Raw genomic sequence first — 20,614 nt, forward strand, 5'->3', positions numbered from 1 at the left:
AGATGAGTGCCACTTATACAGCCTTTGTCTGGTGGGCCGTACCGGTCTGTAGCACCGCATTCATGGTTCTCGCGTCTGCGTATTTGTGGAGGCGCGCTCGCGTCAAAGTGTTGAGCGCCGTGGTAGCCGCTCTCGCATTGGTTGCAGCCGTTCCGCTGATTCCAGGCGTTGCCGCGCACATGCCACGTGAAACGCCGAAGCAAGTGATCTACCGGTTCGACGATCATCGGTGGCTGGAACTGGAAGGATGGGAATGCGAAGGTGCGTTGTGGTATCTCGACTCGAAGCTCAACATCAGAACCGAGGTCGTGCCGCAGTTTTATCGGATTGTTTTTTATCCTTATCTTCACCCTTCGACACGATACATCGCCATTCCGCTAGAAGACTTCAGCGGAATTCGGGTTTCTCAAGATGGAGGCAGAACGTTCGGGACGAGTGCGCACGTGTTCGTCCCGGATTGGGGGCATTACGATGGTCAATTTCCCATGCCGGAGGACGTGAAGCAATTCGTCGTTGTGGATGATCGCGGCTACATCGAGATGAAAAATGGCCGGGTGTTGCAGAGTTCACTGCCGACAGAGGATATTTGGGGAAACATGTATGTCGACTACCCGTTTCCCGGTGAAGAGCACTCGATAAATTCCTATTCCTTTCCAGAATTCAAAGACCTAAAGAGCAAAGCACCCGAGGTCAAGAATTACACTGGTTGGACGCACATGAAATGCGATCCGAACTTGGGCATCGTGCCGAAGAGGAATAGCTTGTCGGGAATCCCGGGTGTGATCTATTCACTGGAGGCGTATTCGCTTGGCGCGCCGGTCTACTTCGGCTCGCGCTTGCTCGGCAAAACGGAAGATCAATAAGCTGGAGCGCCGAGCAAGTCGGGCATCGGAAGGACAATTCAATGATTCACCAACCAGAAAACGCGGAATGAGCAAAGCACCTATACGGTATGGCGACACAACCACGCACGGGGGAAGCGTCATTAAAGCGTCGACGACTTTCGTCATCGGAAACCGGGCGTGCGCACTGCTCGGTGATCTCGTGAAGTGCCCAGAGCACGGCACCGTAAAAATCATAGAAGGCGATAATGGCTATGTAGAGGGCGGGCGCCCCATCGCGGTACATGGTTGTAAAACCAGCTGCGGCGCACGGGTGCTTGCCAGCACCGATGAATTTGGAATTTAAGCATGGCTTGGCCTGTTCCAGAATTCGAGCGCCTTCCGGTTTTCAGAAAGCCATCTCCTTGGCCGCCTATCGTCGGCTCGCTCCTCATCGTGTTCGGGGCTGCCGTCTCGATTTTCTACCTTTGGCTCAAAATTCACGGCCGCTCCGGCGGCCTGGGCTTCTGGCTTTGTCTCATCGGTATCCCACTGATCGCCGGCCTCTTATTTTGGTGTGCAGTCGGCCATTGCGCGGCCATGAGATTGTTTGGCGTCGACTCCGTGAAGTACTACGCGAGCGCGGTCCTTTCGGCATGGCAACACTGGTCCCGCCAGTACGTCGTACTTGGCGGCTTCTCGGTCATTCTGGTTGAAGACGCGTTGGCCGAGAAGATCGCAGGCTTGTCAGGGACGGTGCCAGAAAACAAGAGCGAGGTTCGCCGGCTCGAGCAAATCAAGGATGATTTCAAGTCAAGCCGCACTGAGCAGATACTTGAGCGCCTACTCGAGGGAGTGGAAGTAGCATTAACTTCTTCCGGCATCGATCACGCTCTGCGAATCGTCGCGTGGGCGGGAGAGCATGCGGATGGCGTAGCAATCGAAGACTGTGTCAAAAAACTATGGAGCGCTTCGGGCCTGCATCTGGTTGCGTCGGTAGAGGTGGTCTCTGCTCTGAACTGGTCGATGATAGAGCGACACGTGCTCGGTGATGGTGTACCGCTGCTCGTTCTGACCATGCAGATTCACGACGATGCAGGGAAATTGGCGCAGTTTACCGAATCGGCGGCTGCGCTTGTTTTCCTGCCGCAGCTTGCGCGAACTGACACTGGCGAGCCCGTTGTTCGAATCTATCGTTCCATCCCGACCTCCACCGCTACGATGATCGCGGACTTCAATCAACTCGGAGATTACGGAGCGTTGCCGCTTGCGCAAATCCGCTCCGGCTGGAACTGCAATCTCGGAAAGGCCGAAGGCTACGGGCTCGCTCGCGCTGTCGGTGACTGTGGCCTGGTGTTCGAAGGAGGAACGACCGGCATGATCAACATCGGCGATTTTATTGGCCCAACCGGTCCAATAAGTCCGTGGCTTTCATTGGCTCTCGCGGCTGAGCTAGTTCAATACGGGCAAGGTCCGCAGTTACTTGCGACACAGGAAGGCAAGCACGCACGACTCTGTATTGCCGCTGCGGACGAGGCGGTTCCCGTAGAGCGCGGAGGCAAGCCGCCCTCCTCGGGGCAGCATGGTTCGACCATTCTTGCGTGCGCATTGCCCACTCTGACGCTCCTCCTTGGGCTGCTCTTCAAGGCAGCGGATCTGTTTCCATGGGTCTCCATGGGTGTCGCGGGCGCAGTGGTCCTAGCGTTGTCGTTACGATTGCTGCATCCGTATCTGGTGCAGGCGCGGGCAATAGAGCTGGTTCATGCGCTGGGCGGGCGGTTGCCACCGGCAGAATGAAGGGAACGACGCGGCCAGTTTGGTTCCATCGATGTCCAGAGCAATATCAGAGAATGATTGTGTCGAAGAACAATTTAGAAGAGGGGCAGAGCGAGAACGGTCAAGCGCTGTTGCTCTGGGTGGCGGCGGGCACTTTATCCGCTGTCGCATGTGTCATCGGATTCGTTGGGTGGGAGTTCGGTTGGGGTGTTGATCGCCTTGTTGGAATCGGCTTCGGTCTACTTGCCGTTCTGTTGGCAGTGGTTGCTTCGACGCTTGTGGTAGACCGTATGGCACTGAGGGCGCGCTGGATCAGTGCGGCAACCTCGCAGGCCTCTGCGACCTCCGAGACAAGGAAGATGATTCGCTTCGATCCTGTTGCGGCGGCACGGGAACTGGTGCGCTTGCTGGAGGGCGTTCGTCACTGGCGTAGCCGGACGCGCTGGCTCCTCGTCGTCGGAGAGAAAGCGGTTGTGGATCGCTTCGTGCCTGGACTGACGATGTCGCGCTATGCGGTTCGCGGTGACATCGTTTTACTTTATGCGAATAGCATGGATGATGAACCCGACCACGAGTGGATGGAGCGGGTTCGACGGCTGCGCCGCTGGCGCTCAATCGACGCAGTGGCGGCGATCATCTCAGTTGACGATGAACCTAATAAGTCGCGCGACGGAGCGATTTTGGCGCGGCAGCTTGCGCGAAATTCCCGCACTATGCGCTGGGTCGCTCCCGTGTACGTGGTCAGCGTTGCGGCGTGTCGCGGTACACCGCGGACTATGGAGGATGCGATTGGCTTGACCTGGTCGAGCGGACTCATTCCCGGCATGGACGTGGAAGCGTCGCTTTCTGATCTGGCTACGAACCTCGCTGGCGTGGGCGTGTCTCGTCTTGCGAGCGATCCGCGAGATAGAGTCATCGCGGAGCTATCGCAGCACATCGACGGAGCGCGCGAGAAATTGAGTAGTCTCGTGTCAAGGATTGCTGCATCTGAAGTTTGGCGAAACGATGTTCATGGACTTCTCTTCGCTCCGGTTTTTTCAGGAACGCTAGCCGGGCAGAATTTGGCCACGAGTGACGTACAAGCGCGTTATCCAGCGGTCTGGCGCGCCATCGCCGACCACAGCCGGGAGGTCCATGGCTATCGCGTCGGCCTCTCGTGGCCTGGCGCAGCGGCGTGGGCGCTGATCGCCGCAACAGCAGTCTGGCTTCTGGGGTCCGCGATCTCAGGTGCGGCGAACATGTCGGCGATGCAAGAGGCGGCGTCGACATCGAGTCGGGTCTCATCTACCCAAGATCCCACGCAAGCCTTGCTTTCCCTCGACGCGCTCGACAAACAACTCGACACGCTCGAAATCCGCAGGAAGGAAGGCGCACCGCTTTACACCCGCTTCGGTCTGAACCACGACGCCGCCCTATACCAGCGCCTCTGGCCGGCTTACCTCAACGCCGCCTCACGCGTCCTGATCGTTCCCATCAAAGCCAAACTCGAAAACCGCCTGAGCCAACTTGCCTCGCTATCGGATGCCGAAATCGCCAGTGGCGGCAACGCACAAGTTCAGGCAGCCTATGACACGCTAAGAACATATCTCATGCTCGCCAACCCCGAGCACGCCGACGCAACCTTCCTTACGACGCAGCTACTCGCCACCAACGAACCTGCGCGCCAGCAAGATGCGACGCTCACGCAAGGCGCGTGGGAAGACCTGCGCCAGCACGCAATTGCATTCTATGCAAGCCACTTAAAGCACGGGGCGTCGCCGGCCTTGACACCCGACGCGGCACTGACAGCGTCGGCGCGTCAGACGATCATCGGCGTGCGCGGAATCCAGAATTCGACGGATGCGATCTACCAGCAGATCATCGATGAAACCAAGCCCAAATATCCGCCGCTGACATTGGCCGGCATCCTCGGGGATCATCCTAGTCGCGGCCTCTTCGGCACGAGCGCCACGGTCCCGGGCGTTTTCACGCGCGCCGCTTGGGAAGAACGCATTCCCAAAGCGATGGACGAGGCGAGCGAACATCACACCGTCGCAGGCGACTGGGTGCTCTCAGACGCGAAAGCCGACAATACATCGCCGTCGGCGCTGAAGGCCGAACTTCGCCAACGCTACTTCGACGACTACTCCCGCGCCTGGGCGCAATTTCTAAACGGTATTCGCTGGCAGGATGCATCGTCGCTTTCTGGCACGGTCGATCAACTGACACTGCTCGGCGACCCGCAACGCTCGCCGCTCGTCGCGTTGATGGACGTAATCGTCTATCAGGCCGGCGCGGGCGCATCGACGCAAACGTTGTCGGACAGTCTGATCACGAAGGCGCAGCAACTCGTGGGCGCCGACGAGAAAGACCCATCGAAGCGCGCTCAAGCTAGGATCACCCCGCTCGCCGAAGCATTCGGCCCCGTCCTGCGCCTGACCGGAAGCGATCTCGTAGCCGCTGCGTCCGTGAATGGGAAAGGCGTGCCGCAACCTGTCGGCGACCTCAGTCTGCCGCGCTATCTCGAACGCGTCACCGCCATGCGCCTGAGAACGCAGCAGATGATGTCCAGTCCCGACCCGGACGCCATGTCGCGCGCCGCGGCGCAAGCGATGCTGCAAGGAAAGACTTCGGATATTGCTGACAGCCGCGACTACGCAAGCCGTGTGTCCGCGAGCCTCGGCGAGCGCTGGGCCGGTTTCGGCAAACTCTTTGAAGCTCCCTTCGACCAGACGTGGCAGGTTGTCGTGCGCCCCGCGTCCGCAAGTCTGAATGACATCTGGCGCACGGCCATTCTCGCGGACTGGAATCGCAACTTCGCATCCCGCTATCCGTTCGCAGATTCCGACAACGATGCATCGTTGCCCGATCTTGCGCGCTTCCTGCGGCTCGACAATGGCGTGATTGCGCAGTTCGTCGCGACGCAACTTGCAGGCATCATCGAACGGCAGGGCGATCACTGGGTCGCGGCGCAGGGCGCGAATCAGGGCGCGCTTACGCTCGATCCTGCGTTTCTCATCGCGCTCAACAAGCTCACGCGCGTCTCGACCGTGATGTTTCCATCCGGCGATGCACACGTCCGCTTCGATCTCCGTGGTGTACCAACTCCCGGCGTCACCGAAATGACGTTCGTGCTTGCGGGCCGCACGTTCAAGTACTTCAATCAGCAAGAAGAATGGATGCCCTTCGAATGGCCGGGCCAGTCGCTGGAGAACGTCACGCATCTGGAATGGGAAACGGCGCAGGGCGGCCTGCGCTCGGCCCTCGATGCCCAAGGCCGTTTCGGCGTGATACGCCTGCTCGAGCGTGCGAAGGTTACGCAACAGGACAGCGCGCGCTACTTGCTTTCTTGGACACCCGATCAAAGTCAGGCGCTGCCTCTTTCGGTGCAGATGCGCGCGGAAGGCGGCGCGGGTCCGCTCGATGTACTTGTGTTACGACACTTCGCCTTGCCGGAGCGCGTCTTCCTGGTTAATAACCCCGCGAAGACGAAGGCGACGTCGGCGGCCTCGAACCCTCCGCCCCTGCCTCCCGGAGCGTTCACTGCGGCGAATCAGTTGGGCATTCCCTTGCCGCAAGGCGCAACCATAGAGATGCATTGATGTTTGCTGGTCTTTTTAAAACGCTTTTCCCTTCGCGCGATGCTGCCCAATTTGCTCGCACTCGCCTCGACACTTGGGAGGCTTGGCTCGCGCCGCTTCCCGGAGATGCAGGCGTCGGTCGAGATCCCGGTTACGAAGACGCCTTTTTCAGCTTGAAGGATGAAGCAGGAAAACTTTCGGGCATCGACGATTCGTTGATTGTCCGCTCGTGCGAGCAAATCACGAAAGAAGTCGGCAAGGATCTGCGTGTCGCGGGCCATTACGCTTTTGCGCGATTACGTCAGGACGGACCTGAAGGCTTCGTCGATGGTCTCGAACTCGCTGCTGCCATGATCGACCGCTTCGGCGATGCCATCTTGCCTTTGCGTCCCGAAGCCAGGAAGGGCGCGCTCGAAATGCTCGCCACGACACGCACGCTGGACTTGCTCGACAGCCGAGACGCTTTCGGTCCTGGTGATGTGGAACGCGCGGTCGCCGCGCTCGATGCGATCGTCGGAAAGACACTCACATGGCCGGAAGCGGCGCGGCCCAACTTGCAGATGCTTGCCTCTCGCTTCCAACGCAAGGACGACGGCATACAAAGCGCCGAGCCGAGCACGACCGCGCCGATTCCATCGGCTCCGGCGCTCGCCGGTAGCGCCCCGATCGCATCGCAGCGCGAACTGCTCGATCAGGCTCGCACCATGGCAGCATGGTTGCGCGATCAGGAAAACGGCTATCTGCCTTCTGCGCGACTCGTGCGCAGTATCCGTTGGGATACGCTTCACGAAGTTCCGCCCGCGGATGCCGGCGCTCGAACCCGCCTCGCCGCGCCACGCGGCGAATTGCGTCAGCAGTTCAAGCGCCTCGTGCTGCAAAAGCAGTGGAACGAGTTGCTGGAACGCGTCGAAGCGGCGTTCATGGAAGGGGTCAATCACCTCTGGTTCGATCTGCAACATTTTCAGCACGTTGCGCTCGATAACGTAGGCACGCCTTATGATGCATGGCGCGATTTGCTGCGCGCGGATTTCGCGCTCTTTCTCGAACGTCTTCCCGGCATCGAGCGGCTTGCCTTCAATGACGGTACACCTTTCGCCGATGATGTCACGCTCGAGTGGATCGCGCGTCACGCCGTCGTGCGCGATCTTGACGCAGGCGAGAGTGTCGCGGCGTTGCCCGTGTCGGCGGATGCTGCGGAAGGTGCGGCCGGAGACTGGCCCGAGATCGAAGCACAGGCGCGCGATTTGTCCGCGCGCGATGGTATTGAAGCCGCATTTATCTGGCTCGATGCGCTGCCGGGCATGAAGACAGACAAGCATCGCTATCTGCAGCGCCTGATGATGGCGCGTCTGGCCGAGCAGGCCGGCCGCGCGGATACCGCACTCTCACTTCTCACGGAACTCGATGCCGCTACGCGCACCTTGCCTCTCGCACGCTGGGAGCCGGCGCTCGCTTTTGAGGTCAAGCAGCAATTGATGCGTGCATTGAAGACGATGAGTGTCCGCAAGGACGCCGACAAGACAACGCTGACCAACCGTATCGGCGAACTGCGTAGTGAACTGATCGTGCTGGACCCGGCGCGTGCGCTCACGCTGTCATGAAAACATAGATGAACGACGAATCGACACAAGACCCCAATCAGGACCTCTCGCGCGGCGATCCGGTCCTGCGCTACTACGAAGCAGAAATGCGTTATCTGCGCGAGTCTGGGCGCGAGTTCGCACGGGCGCATCCTGATCGCGCGCGCATGCTCAATCTCGATCGCGTGGGTGATCGCGACCCCTACGTCGAACGTCTTTATGAAGGTTTTGCGTTTCTCACGGGCCGGCTTCGGCAGAAACTCGACGACGAACTGCCGGAGCTGACAGAAGGCATCGTAAGCCTGCTCTGGCCGCACTACTTGCGGATGATCCCATCGCTGTCCGTCGTGGAACTCTTGCCGCAAGGCGAGCGGATGCAGAAAACCGCATACGTGCCGGCAGGCGTCGCGGTGCGCTCTGCGCCGATTTCCGTGCCGACGGATTCAGGCACAACCGCTGCGCCTCGGACGGTGCAATGCCTCTACCGCACGACGCAGCCCGTCGCCATGCAGCCGTTGCGCCTCTTGCAGGCAGGCCCCGCGGTGCGGCACGACGGCCGTTCGGTCATTCGGATAGCCTTTGAACTGGATAACTCGGCGCGCCGCACGGAAACCGATCTCTCGCGCCTGCGACTACACCTGAGCGCGGATCAGCCGACGGCGTTTGCCATGCACCTTGCGCTGACCCGTCAGGTCGACGCCATCGAATGGCGCATCCCCGAGGTTCGTAACGGCGAGGCCCTGCCGTGCAAAGGCGTGAGCATCGAACCAGCAGGGTTCTCTCCTGAAGAACGGTTGTGGCCTAAGTCGGATGCTGCATTTTCGGGCTATCAGCTGCTGCTCGAATATTTCACGTTCCGCGAGAAGTTTCTGTTCGTCGATCTTTGCGGGCTCGACATCGACATGCTTCCGGTGGGCGCGACGCGCTTCGAGTTCGAAATTGTGTTGAAGCATGCATATCCGTCGGATCAGCGTTTCAACAAAGACAATTTGCGTCTCTTTTGCACGCCGGTCATCAACCTGTTCAGCCTCGACGCCGAGCCGGTGGTAATCAATCATCACGAGACGGAGTATCGCGTGGTGCCGGCGGGGCATCAGGGCGGGCACGTCGAAACCTATTCGGTCGATGCCGCCGAATCTTTCGATCACGAAACCGCCGAGCGATTCGAATATGTGCCCTTCGCGACGTTTCGACATCGCGGAGGCATGTTGCGGCACGAATCGCCCGAACGATACTTCCATACGCGCGTGCGGCCGGGTATGGACGGTCTACACGAGACGTGGGTGATTCTTGGCGGACATGCATGGGATTCGATGCAGACGCTGCCAGAGGAAAGCATATCGCTACGCGTGACCGGCACCAACGGAATGTTGCCGCGTAAGGGTTTGCGCGAAGCGCGCATCGACGAGCTCGCGCTCAGCACGCCAAACGTGGGCGGCGTGCGCAATCTCGTCGCGCCGACGCTGCCGCTTTATCCGCCCACCGGCGACCGGTTTCAGTGGCGCGTGTTGTCACATCTCGCGCCGAATTTTCTATCGATGCTCAACGCCGAGGTCTTGCGCGGCGCGCTCGCACTGTATGACTGGACCAACGACGAACTCAACCGGCGGCGGCTCGCCGGCATTCTGCACGTCTCGGAGCAACTGCTGGAGGAGATTTCCGGCGGGGCTGTGGAGCGCGGCGTGCTGATCGAAGTGACGCTCGACTCGCAGGCGTTCTCGGGCGAAGGCGACGTGATGCTGTTCGCCGAACTGCTGCATCGCTTCTTCGAACTGTATGCGGAAATCAATCTCTTCACGAAGCTCGCCATCGTGAGTCTGCCTTCGCAGGCTCGCATCGAATGGCCGCGCAGCAAGACGCGGCGTGCTCCGCTATGACGGCGCGCGATCTATCGGGGGTCGAACCGTTCGTCGCCGCGTTGCTCGCGCGCGCGCCACGAATGAGCTTCATGCAACTGTGCCGTCTTTTTGAGGCGAGCGAGCCGAACAGGCCGGGTTTCGGCGAGCGTGACACGCCCGAACAGGAACCCGTGCGCTTCAGGCCGCGCCCGCGCATGGGCTTTCCCGCAGGCGAAATGGCGAGTGTCGAATTCGCGGACGAGGGCGATGCCCTGCTTGCGCCTACCGTGCGCACTACGTTCATGGGTCTGTACGGCGTCGATGCGACGATGCCGACGCATTATCTCGACGATATCGTCCAGCGCGAGGAGGGGCACGAAGCAGTCGAAGCGTTTCTCGACCAATTCAATCATCGGCTGGCGACGCTGCTTTATCGGACGTGGAAGAAGTATCGCTATCCGGAAAGTTTTTGCCACGGCGGTACGGACCAGCACTCGCAAAAGCTTTTGTGTCTCGCTGGTTTCGGCTGGGGCAACAAGCCCGCGCGCGCCGGTTTGCCAGATTCGCGCATGCTCGCCTTGCTAAGTCTGATGGTCCAACGTACTCGCACGCCGGAGGGTCTGGCTGGCGTCATTGCGCTTGGTGCGCCCGGCGTGGAGGTCAGGGTCGATGAGTTCTGGCCGGTTGCGAAGCGCACGGAACAGGGTTCGCCGCTAAGCGCGAAAGACGTCGGTGCCGCAAGCGCCGGCAGCAAGCGACGTGGCCTCGGCGGAGGTTATGTGCTCGGCAAGCGAATTACCTATCGTAGCCGTGCGGTGCGTGTGACGATGCGTCCGCGCGACGCCGAGCAGGCCAACGATCTCCTGCCCGGTGGGTGGCTGCATCGCGATCTGATGGCACTGGTGCGTCTCTACATCGGCGTCAAGGCGGATGTGCATTTGCGCGTGCAGATGTCCTCGCGTTTCGTTCCGACACCGGCGGTTGGCGTCCTGCTGGGGGCGCGCGCCCCGCGGCTCGGCTGGACCGTGGTGCTGCCCTCCGAGGCGGAACGCGACATCGAGATATCGCTCGGTGTGTGCGAGGCGCTTCCTGCTCCCGGCATCAATCCTTATCTCAAGCCACATGTCAGCCCGCACGCGGCGTGACTTTGAATAGCAGAAGGCAATCATGTTGAAACGATTTAGCGCAGCAAGCGTCGCCGCGACGCTGCTGCTTTCCGGATGCGGCGCTTGGCAAACCGTTTCCGATACCTCGGTTGACGCTTATAACGCAGTCTTCCACAAACGGGTGAAAGTGCTCGACGTAGATCTGACCGCGCGCGCCGGGCTGAATCAGGACGCGGCGGGTCGTTCGACTTCAGTGGCGGTACGCATTTATCAACTGAAGGACCGCAAGCTATTCGACAGCGCGGCCTATGGCGATCTCATTCGTGACGACAAAACCATGCTCGCGCAAGATCTCCAGGCAAGCCTAGGCGTGGTGGTCAACCCAGCTGCATCGGCGAGTCTTTCACAGCCATTGGAAAAGGAAACGGCATACATAGCGATCGCCGCTTTCTATCGCGATCCGCCTGCGAACGGAAGCTGGAAGCAGGTCGTCGAGGCGAAGAAGCTGTCCGCCGATGCTCCGCTCAAACTCGAGCTATCCGATCGGCAAGTAACGGAGCTCACCGATACTAAGGCAAGCGGCACAAAATAGACTTGCGCACCGGGGCACTAATTCAGTTCGACGGACATTTCGCTCGCGAACCGCGTTCCTCACTACGGACAACGTCCGCCCGCTATCCATGCTCACGGGAGTCTGCATGGCGGGCTGCGCAGCGAATGATAGAAGACGGCTGTGTCGCGGCAATAGCATTCGCTCCCAGGCAAGTGCCCAACGTCCCTCGCCCTCGACGCTCATGGGAAATCCATGAGTTCGGTACTACTGGATATCGACTTGGATTGATCGTATAAAACGGCCGTGCGCATGAGGCGGCTGCGCGCTTCGAAGTGTGGGAAAAAACTAACTGTTCCGGTAAAAACCACCGTCCATGCCTTGACAAAACATGGCCACGCGAGAGCAGAAAGCTCTCGTTAGACTTTTTTACACTTTAGTTGGCGGAAGGTTTCTAAACGTCTGAATACAATCGAAATTGTTAAAGATTGTGTAGCCGTCGGGACCAATGACAACGAAGCGAACAACGATACTGTCCATTTTTGGGACGCGCCCCGAAGCCATCAAGATGGCGCCGCTCGTCAAGGCGCTGGAAGCGGAGCCGGGCGTTCGGTCCATCGTGTGCGTAACCGGTCAGCATCGCTCGATGCTGCAACAGGCGCTGGATCTCTTCGACATCGCTCCGCAGTACGACCTCGCGGTCATGTCCGAGAACCAGAGTCTGAACGGGCTGGCCGCGCGGCTGATCGGCGCGATCGATAACGTCATCGAAGAAGAAAAGCCGTGCCGCATTCTCGTGCACGGCGACACCACCACGGCAACGGCAGGCGCGCTCGCGGCGTTTCATCGGCGCGTGCCGGTGGCGCACGTCGAAGCAGGCTTGCGTACCGGCGACATGACGCGGCCCTGGCCGGAAGAAATGAACCGCCGCGTGGTCGATGTCATGAGCGACCTCATGTTCGTGCCGACGCAGCGCTCGGAACAGAACATCGCGCGCGAGACGCTGCAAGGCCGCTCGATCATCACGGGCAACACGGTGATCGACGCGCTTCTGTCAGTAACGAAGCGCATCGACTCGAACGCCACGTTGCGAGCCTCGCTCGATGCTCGCTTCCCGTATCTCGACGATTCGAAACAACTCGTGCTCGTGACCGGTCATCGGCGCGAAAGCTTCGGCCAGGGTCTGCGAGACATCTGCGCGGCGCTCGGCGAGATCGCCCGGCGTGACGATGTTCAGATCGTCTATCCGGTGCATCTGAATCCGAACGTGCAGGCCACGGTGATCAGCGCGCTCGGCGCCTCGCCGAACGTGTTCCTCATCCAGCCGCAGAACTACATGGGCTTCGTGCGTCTCCTGCAGCGCGCGTCCATCGTATTGACTGACTCGGGCGGCGTGCAGGAAGAAGCGCCCGCGCTCGGCAAGCCGGTGCTCGTGATGCGCGATGTCACCGAGCGCCCCGAAGCCGTGCAGGCCGGCACCGCGCGGCTCGTCGGCACGGATCGCCATGCAATCGTTTGCGCTGTGTCGCTGCTTCTCGACGATGAAAGCGCTCGCGCCGCCTTCGCCCGCAGCGTGAACCCTTATGGCGACGGCCATGCCTCGTCGCGCATCGTCTCGGCGTTGCTGGACCGTCCTTTCGAGGAGTTTCGCCCCGACTTGCGCGTGTCCGAGGAGCAGCATCGTCTGATGCGCGCGGCGGTTGCATAGTGCGGCAGTGCGCGCATCGCGCGAAGCGCCGCAAGGCCGCGAAGCGAACGATGCGGATATCGAACGAAATAACTGCCAGCTTGGGCGTTGCACCAAAAAGACCATCGCAATCTCGCGCGTTCGCGCTCTCGAGCCTCTTCGGGCGACAGAGCGGCTGTGCGTGAGAATGCGCCAAAATTCGAGCCATTCGCCTTGATCAACGACATCATCAAACCGCGCCGATTGCGCGTCGCACTCGCTTTGACCGCCGCATGGGCGGCCTTTTTCATGGCGCTTCCGTGCGCGGCGCTCGCCGCCGCCGGCGATCTTGCAAGCACGTTCGCGCATCTCGGGCTCAACGGCCGCGAATCGCGCACGGTGACACTGCGCGAGCTAGGGCTCTTGCAAGACGTCACGCTGAGCGCACCCGACGCGCGCCAGGAGTTCTATCTCCCCGTTCCCGCCGATGTCCCGCTCAGCGACGCCACGCTGCAACTCGACGGCGGTTACGTACGCGGCGACGGCGGACGCGTGACGATGCTGCTCTCGCTCGACGGCTCGCCCGTGCTCTCGCGCGCCTTCACGCAGGACGCGGGAAACGTCGCGGTGAACATCGGCGTGGACGGCGCGCCGCGTTCGGCCGGTTTCGTGCGGCTCGGGCTCGGCTTCGCCTCGGTAATCAACCAGAACGTGTGCACGGACCAGACCGCGATCGGCAACGTGCTGCGCGTGCGTCCGGAAACGCGTCTGACCTTCAGCTTCGATCCCGCCGATATTCGCGATCTGCGCACGGCGTGGAGCGCGCTGCCTTACGCGCCGGTGCTCGCGGTGTCGTCGCCAAAACTCGCCAGTGACGCCTTCGACACGGCCTGGCGCACCGATGCGCTCCTGCAACGCGACGGCAAGCGCCCGCTCGTGCAGGCGCTGCCAGCCGTGGGCGATACGGCCGACCTGACCGGCATCGACGTGCCCGCGGCTTTGCGCGCGATTCCCGCGTTCAGCGCGCTGGCCTCGGGCGGCAAGCATGCAATAAGCGATGACGCCGAACTCGGCGCGCTCGTCGCGCTTGGAGCGCGCGCGGCGTTCGGTCCGGACGTGATCGTGGCGGATGACGGCATGAGAAAGCGCATCGTCGGCGCGCTCGATGCGTTGCGCGCGCAAGTCGCCACCGCTTCCGCCGATGCCGTGCCCGCCTTCGACGAATGGCGCGCCCGCACGATGAACACGCTGACCGCGCCGCTCGCGCCGGGCGAGGTGCGCATTGCACATGTCGGCGGACGCGCGGTGATCGTGGTCGGCGACACGCGCGGCATCGGCGCGCTGGCGGCAAGCTGGCGGCCCATCGATGTATCGAACCGGCTGATCGTGCATTCGATCGATGCCGACCAGCGCGTGCGCGGCGACAACATCGCGCTTTCGGAGCTCGGCGGCGATCCGCGCAGCATCGACGTGCAGACCAACGCGTCATGGTCCGCGCGCTTCGACCTCGCCGCGGCTTCGGGCAACGGCCGTCTGCCGCAGAACGTGGTGCTCGACCTCGCGGCATCGCCGACACTCTCCAACGGCGGCGCGACCGCGACGGTGTATTTTAACGACGTGATGATCGGCGCGCGCCTCCTGAACGTGGATGGCGTGCGTCAACGCATCATCGTGCCGATTCCGCGCTATGCGCTTGCACGCACCAACGAATTGCGCGTGAGCTTTCGCCGTCAACCGGATGCGGGCTGTCAGGCGCGCCAGGCCTATCCGGTCGCCGTGTTGCCGACGAGCCATCTGCAACTCGGCAACTCCACGCTCGACAACACCTTCGCGGGCATGGCGGCGCGCTTTGCATCGGCGGCGACGGTTTACGTGCCGCACGCCTGGCTCGACGATGCGTTGAACAGCGTGCCGCGTCTCGCTTATCTGACAGGCGCGGCGGGCGTCGCTCCCGTGCAGGCGAAGTTCGCCGTGAGCGAGTCGGGCGCGACCGTGCATCCGGATGGCGCGTTCCTCGCCGCCGATGTCCCGCTTGCCGACGAGCACAATCCCGCCGTTTATTCGGCCGACAGGCTTTCGCTGAAGTCCGCTTCGGGCGACATGCTGCTCGACATGTCGGGCCTTTCGCGTGTCGCGGTGGTGAGCGTGGCGAGCTCAAACGGACAAAGCGGCGTGGTGTATCGCTCGGCGGGCGCCATGCCCGTACTCAGCGACAAGCTGCAACTCTCGCGCGGCGACATTGCCGTGGTGGACGGCAGCGGCGTCCTCAAGCAGTTCGATACCGTGAATCCCGATGAACTCGTCGATGAACCGGCGGGCAGCTCCGACTGGATCACGCGGCACTGGGCGCGCTGGGGCATTCCGGCCGTGCTCGTGGTGTTGTTGCTGGTGCTGATCGCGCTGGCGGGTCAGGCGCGCCGCAGGCATCTGCGCCGGCAGAAGAAGGACAACGGCGCGTGATCCTGGAAACGATCAGGTGGTACGGCCAGATACTCGTCGCCGAGTACTACCAGACACTTGAATACGTCGCGGCGGTGGTGGCGACGATCATCCTGCTGTCGAGTCTCGATGATCTCTTCATCGATATCTGGTTCTGGACCCGCAAGTTCTGGCGGCGCGTGACGGTGGAACGCCGTTACGCGCCGCTCACCGTCGAGCAGCTTTACGCGCGCGACGAGCAGCCGATCGCCATCATGGTGCCCGCCTGGCAGGAGCACGATGTCATCGCGCCGATGATCGAAGACCTCGTGCGCGTGCTCGATTACCGCAGCTATACGATTTTCGTCGGCACCTATCAGAACGATCCGGCGACGATCCGCGAAGTGGAACGCATGCGGCATCGCTACAAGCATTTGCATCGCGTGGAAGTGCCGCACGACGGGCCGACCTGCAAGGCCGACTGTCTCAACTGGCTCGTGCAGGCGATTCTGCGCTACGAGTTCGAGGCGGGCGTGGAGTTCGCGGGGATCGTCATGCACGATAGCGAGGACGTGCTGCATCCCATCGAACTCAAGTTCTTCAACTATCTGCTGCCGCGTAAAGACATGATTCAGTTGCCGGTGGCATCGCTCGAACGCAACTGGTTCGAACTGGTCGCGGGCACGTACATGGACGAGTTCGCGGAATGGCACGCAAAGGATCTGGTCGTGCGCGAAAGTCTCGCGGGTGCGGTGCCCTCCGCCGGCGTGGGCACATGCTTCTCGCGCCGCGCGATGCTCGCGCTCGTTCGGCAGACCGAGAGTCAGCCGTTCAATACCGAGAGCCTCACCGAAGACTACGATATCGGCGCGCGCATTCTCAAGATGGGCATGCAGTCCATCTTTCCGCTGTTTCCGGTGCAGTTCACGTCGCGCCGCAAGGTGTGGTTCGGCCTGGGTCCCGAGCGCGAGATCACGACCACCATGCCGCTTTGCGTGCGCGAATTTTTCCCCGACACGTTTCGCACCGCGTACCGGCAGCGGGCGCGCTGGACGCTCGGCATCGGCTTGCAAGGTTGGGCGCTGACAGGCTGGAGCGGCACGCTCGCCAACCGCTATCTCTTGCTGCGCGACCGCAAGGGCGTGGTGACGGCGTTCGTCGGCATGCTGGCCTATCTGCTTGCCGTGCAGTTCATGCTGTTCGCGAGCGCTTCGTACTTCGGCTTCACGAATGATTTCTTTCCGTCACCGTTCATCGATTCCGGCTGGCTGCAGGCGCTGCTCGCCGCGAACTTCGTCGCGCTCTTGCTGCGCGTCACGCAGCGCATCATCTTCACGACGCGGCTTTACGGCTGGGAGCACGGCATTCTGGCGGTGCCGCGCATGGTGATCGGCAACGTGGTCAACTTCATGGCGGTGTCGCGCGCGTGGCGCCTTTTTATCGTGCATGTGGTGACGGGAAGGCGGCTCGCGTGGGACAAGACGATGCACGATTTCCCGAGCGTGGATGGCTTGCGCAGCACGCGTCAGGACCTCGGCGACTTGCTGGTGTCGTGGCAGGCGATCGACCCCGAACGGCTCGAACAGGCGAAGCAGACGGACCATGCGCGCGAAGCGCCGCTCGGACGCGTGCTCGTCACGCGCGGCTGGCTCGACGAGGAGACGCTCGCGGAAGCAATCGCGTTTCAGGCGGACTTGCCGCGTGGAAGGTTCGACGTGGCTCGCATGCAGAACGAGCCGGGCGTCGCGGTGCCGCCGGAAACGCTCGTGCGCCTGCGCGCCATGCCCCAGGGCGCCGATGCGAACGGCAACGCGATCTTCGTGAGCGCCAGTCTGCTCGATGACGCGGCGCTCGCCGAATTGCGCGAAGCGACCGGCTGCGCGGTATCGATCAACGTGGTGCGCGAAAGCGAGATCGCGGCAGGCTTGCGGATGTTGCGCGATGTGGGCGTGTCGGCGCTTTCCGGCGACGAGCAGACGGCCGCGAAGGCGGTGAACGACGAGGCTGCGCGCGGCGTGCCCTTGCTTGGCGACATCATGATCGAGATGGGCCTCGTCACGCGCCGCGCGTTCGAAACGGCGTTGCAGAATTATCGGCCGGAGCGGCATGGACGTATCGGCGATTACATGGTCGCCGAACGCGTGATTACGAGCGAAGCGCTAGCTTCGGCGGTGGGCGAGCAACGGCGCCGGTATGCGAAGCGGGCGGGTGGGCAATGAAGCGCTATCGTGCGCGCCTGCGTGGCGAAGAATCGGCTTTGCGGGAAAGAATCGATTCGGTTGCGAGAAAGCATGGGGCTCGATTGCACACCGGAACGATGCCCGATCGTCAGGGGCCGAACGCGCGCCGGATGACGCCGCCGGCAACGCGCGCGACATCCCGCGTCGCTCGCGTCATGTTCTGGACCGCCGCGATGATGTGCGCGAGCGGTCACGCACACGCCGATGAAACCTTGCCCTTGCAATTGAGCGGCGCGCCGTATCGCATTGCGCGCGACGCTTACGCGGCGTTCGGCGAACATCGATATGCCGATGCCACCGCGTCGGCGCGCGAGGCGATTCGGCAGCGGCCGGACGTCGTGGGTTTGCGCGTGCTTCTGGCCAATTCGCTGGCGGCGCGTGGCCGTCTGAAAGAAGCGAGCCACGAACTGTCCAATGCGATCGCGCAACTCGGACCCGTGCCCGCATTGATTTCGCGCCGCCGGCAGATCGATACGTCGATCGCGGGCGGTGGCGAAGGGCATCCGGGCGGCGGCGGCGCCGGCGATCTGCAAGGTCCGGCGCTCGTGGCCGCGCGCGCGGCGTATCGCGATTTCGGCAAGAAGGATTACGCGGCGGCCGTGCGCGAGAGCCGTGAAGCCGTGCGTCTCGCGCCGCAAGTCGAGCGCTTGCGCTATCTGCTCGTCGATTCGCTCGCCGCTTCCGGCGACGATCCCGCCGCCTACGCCGCCGCCGACGATGCCGCGCGTCGCTTCGGCGAGAACAACGAATTGCGCACGCGGCGGCGTTATATCGGCGATCGGCTGGCGCCGGTGGAATCGAAGGCGGCGTATGCGGCGCGTGCGAATGGCGATCTCGTCGAAGCGGAAAGCCATGCGCGCAAGGCGGTGGCGTTCGCGCCGTCGCGGATGGAGTTTCGCACGCAGTTGCTCGAAACCCTCTTCGCGCGTGGCGATCTGGCGGGCGTGGAAGCGGCGGCGAGCGAGTGCATCGCGATCGATCGCAACGACGCGCTCTGGTGGACCTTGCGCGGCTATGCGCGTGCGGCGCGCGGCGCGAATGCGGACGCGGATTTCGCGCACGCGTTGGCGGTGGCGCCGGAGTCGCTGTCGCAGGCGGGGGATACGCGGGCGAACGTTGGGGCGCAGGCGGATGATGAGAACGATGGTGGCGCGATGAGCGTTGCTTCCCTGGCATTGCGAAATCAGCGCCGGAGTGACGCTGCCAGTGCAAAGACAAGCGCCGACTCTTCAGACCCAAGCAGCGCGATGCTCGCTGGTTCGGCGGCAGTGCGCCATCGACAACGCGGCAGCGAAGCTACGGATGCAAACGTGAACGCCGACACGCAAGGCAGCGCCATGCGCGCCGACCCTACGGGCATCGAACTGGAACGCGTGTTGATCGCCGAAGGCGACGCGCGCCGCGCCGAAGCCGCGGCTTCCGGCGAAAACGTGATGTTCGACGAAGCCGATGCGCGCCGCGCCAATCCGTCGATTGCGGGCGTAACGCAGTCGCGCGGCAACCAAGCCACGAATGACGAGGCCTCGACGAGCGGCCAAGCCGCTTCCGCAGCCGAACGTCGATACCGCGATGCCCGTGTGGCACGCACGATCATCGCCGATGTGCGGCTCGCGCAGAGCCGTCCGCAAGCCGCGCTCGACGCGCTGCCGTCCGTATCGCAACGAAACGCCGCCGCGCTCGACGATGCCGACGCCGCCATCGCTCTACGCCGTCAGCGCGCAAAGACGATGCTGCAAATGGCCGCCGCCGCGCAGAACGACATCGACCCGCGTGCGCGGCCGACCTTCGATTGCCGCGAAGACCGCTACGGCGCATCGTGCGATGTCTACGCCCACGACCCCGCGCTCGCCGACACGCGCGCCGCACGCTCGGCCGAACGCGATGGCAAGCATGGCGAGGCCATCGACCACTGGCGCGATGCGATCGCCGCCGTACCCGACGATCCGCAATTGCGCATCGCGCTGATCGATGCGCTCGCGGCGGCGGGAAAAACGCGCGAGGCATCGAAGGAAGCGCGCGCGGCCATCGACGCCAATCTGCTCGATTCGATGAGCGACCTGCAGGCGGCCTTCATCGCGTCGCGGGCGGGCGAGCGGCAGCTTGCGCTGGACCGTTTCGCACGCGCTGAACGAAGCGGGACATTGCCACCGGGCGCGCAAGCCGATGCGGGTTATGCCGCGCTTTCGATGCATCGCAACGAGGAAGGCGCGCGCTATCTCGAACGCGCGATGGATCGCACCGCGAGCGCGCCTCACGCAGACGACGCGCTCCCGCCGCAAGCCGTGTACGACGCGCGCGCGGCCCACGCCGAAGCCACCCGCGACTGGGGCTTCAGCATGAACGTGAACTATCGCGGCAGCGGCGCGCAGCAGGGCTTTGCGTTCAACCCGACGCCCGGCCTGTCGAGCAACTGGCAAGCGGGCGCGGAGGCGTACTGGCGCCCGTTCGGCAGCCTCGGCGACCGCATGTTCGAAGTCTATGCGCGCGGTTACGAGAACTTCGGCGTGCAGGGTAGCGGACCGTCGGGGGCATCGACGTTGCAGGCCGCATTGGGTGCGCGCGTGAAGCCGTTTGCATCGGTGAATGCGATCTTCGCCATCGAAAAGATCTTGCCGATAGGCTCGGACGTGCGCTCCGACTGGCTCGCGCGCGCGGCCTATTCGACCGGTTTCGGCGACACGCGCCGCCTCGACGTTCCGAGTTGGTGGACCGGCACGTTCTACGGCGAGGCGGGCCATTACCTTGTGAATCCGTCGACGTATGCCACCGCGAACGCGCGGCTCGGACGCACGTATCGTATCGATTCGATCAGCCCGCGCCTCACCGTGTTTCCGCATGCGGTGGTCGGCGTGGACTACGATTCTGCAATCGATCGCAGCGTGCCGGTGGGCATCGGCGCGGGCGTGGCGGCGCGTTACTGGTTCCGTGGCGATGGTTACGATACGACGCGCTCGTTCGTCGATATATCGGTGCAATATCGCGTGCGCGTGGCGGGCGACGATCGCGCGAAGGGCGTGTTCTTCGGTGCGGTATTCTCGTACTGATGGCGCTCATGCTGC

12 protein-coding genes are annotated in these 20,614 nt (G+C 62.6%); all 12 read left to right on the top strand.

The window, feature by feature from the left end; all coding sequences use genetic code 11:
• The first annotated feature begins 2 nt into the window (after window positions 1–2).
• The 12 genes from LDZ28_RS24270 (at window position 3) to LDZ28_RS24325 (ending at window position 20,599) form a co-directional block, all read left to right on the top strand.
• Window positions 3–863, top strand: a complete 861-nt coding sequence (locus tag LDZ28_RS24270) for a hypothetical protein (RefSeq protein WP_244829934.1) — start codon at window positions 3–5, stop codon at window positions 861–863.
• A gap of 67 nt (window positions 864–930) precedes the next feature.
• Window positions 931–1,188 carry a PAAR domain-containing protein gene (locus tag LDZ28_RS24275; RefSeq protein ID WP_244829935.1) on the top strand — a complete coding sequence of 86 codons (258 nt, stop codon included), beginning with the start codon at window positions 931–933 and terminating at the stop codon, window positions 1,186–1,188.
• 2 nt (window positions 1,189–1,190) lie between these two features.
• A complete protein-coding gene (locus LDZ28_RS24280) occupies window positions 1,191–2,618 on the top strand; it encodes a hypothetical protein (protein WP_244829936.1) in 1,428 nt (475 codons plus the stop codon).
• The gene (locus LDZ28_RS24285; RefSeq protein ID WP_244829937.1) at window positions 2,615–6,178 is read left to right on the top strand and encodes an ImcF-related family protein; all 3,564 of its coding nucleotides are present in this window, start codon (window positions 2,615–2,617) and stop codon (window positions 6,176–6,178) included. The genes LDZ28_RS24280 and LDZ28_RS24285 overlap by 4 nt, the downstream gene beginning before the upstream one ends.
• Complete coding sequence (gene tssA / locus LDZ28_RS24290) at window positions 6,178–7,758, top strand: type VI secretion system protein TssA (protein WP_244829938.1); 1,581 nt, start codon at window positions 6,178–6,180, stop codon at window positions 7,756–7,758. The genes LDZ28_RS24285 and tssA overlap by 1 nt, the downstream gene beginning before the upstream one ends.
• 8 nt (window positions 7,759–7,766) lie before the next feature.
• Window positions 7,767–9,614 (top strand): type VI secretion system baseplate subunit TssF, encoded by a 1,848-nt coding sequence (gene tssF, locus LDZ28_RS24295; RefSeq protein WP_244829939.1) that lies wholly within the window; start codon window positions 7,767–7,769, stop codon window positions 9,612–9,614.
• Window positions 9,578–10,720, top strand: coding sequence for a type VI secretion system baseplate subunit TssG (gene tssG, locus LDZ28_RS24300; protein ID WP_244829940.1), 1,143 nt, complete (start codon window positions 9,578–9,580; stop codon window positions 10,718–10,720). The genes tssF and tssG overlap by 37 nt, the downstream gene beginning before the upstream one ends.
• A gap of 22 nt (window positions 10,721–10,742) precedes the next feature.
• Entirely contained in the window at window positions 10,743–11,273 is a 531-nt protein-coding gene (gene tssJ / locus LDZ28_RS24305; RefSeq protein WP_244829941.1) for a type VI secretion system lipoprotein TssJ, read from the top strand.
• Window positions 11,274–11,739: 466 nt separating this feature from the next.
• Window positions 11,740–12,939, top strand: coding sequence for a non-hydrolyzing UDP-N-acetylglucosamine 2-epimerase (gene wecB, locus LDZ28_RS24310; protein WP_244829942.1), 1,200 nt, complete (start codon window positions 11,740–11,742; stop codon window positions 12,937–12,939).
• Between the two features lie 192 nt (window positions 12,940–13,131).
• On the top strand, window positions 13,132–15,357 hold the full coding sequence (locus LDZ28_RS24315) for a cellulose biosynthesis cyclic di-GMP-binding regulatory protein BcsB (RefSeq protein ID WP_244829943.1): 2,226 nt from the start codon (window positions 13,132–13,134) through the stop codon (window positions 15,355–15,357).
• Window positions 15,354–17,534 (top strand): glycosyl transferase family protein, encoded by a 2,181-nt coding sequence (locus LDZ28_RS24320; protein ID WP_244829944.1) that lies wholly within the window; start codon window positions 15,354–15,356, stop codon window positions 17,532–17,534. Before LDZ28_RS24315 ends, LDZ28_RS24320 begins: the two co-directional genes overlap by 4 nt.
• 131 nt (window positions 17,535–17,665) lie before the next feature.
• On the top strand, window positions 17,666–20,599 hold the full coding sequence (locus tag LDZ28_RS24325; RefSeq protein ID WP_244829945.1) for a bacteriophage N4 adsorption protein A: 2,934 nt from the start codon (window positions 17,666–17,668) through the stop codon (window positions 20,597–20,599).
• Window positions 20,600–20,614 lie beyond the last annotated feature (15 nt).

It is taken from the genome of Caballeronia sp. TF1N1, from assembly GCF_022878925.1.
In the GTDB taxonomy this organism is placed as follows: domain Bacteria; phylum Pseudomonadota; class Gammaproteobacteria; order Burkholderiales; family Burkholderiaceae; genus Caballeronia.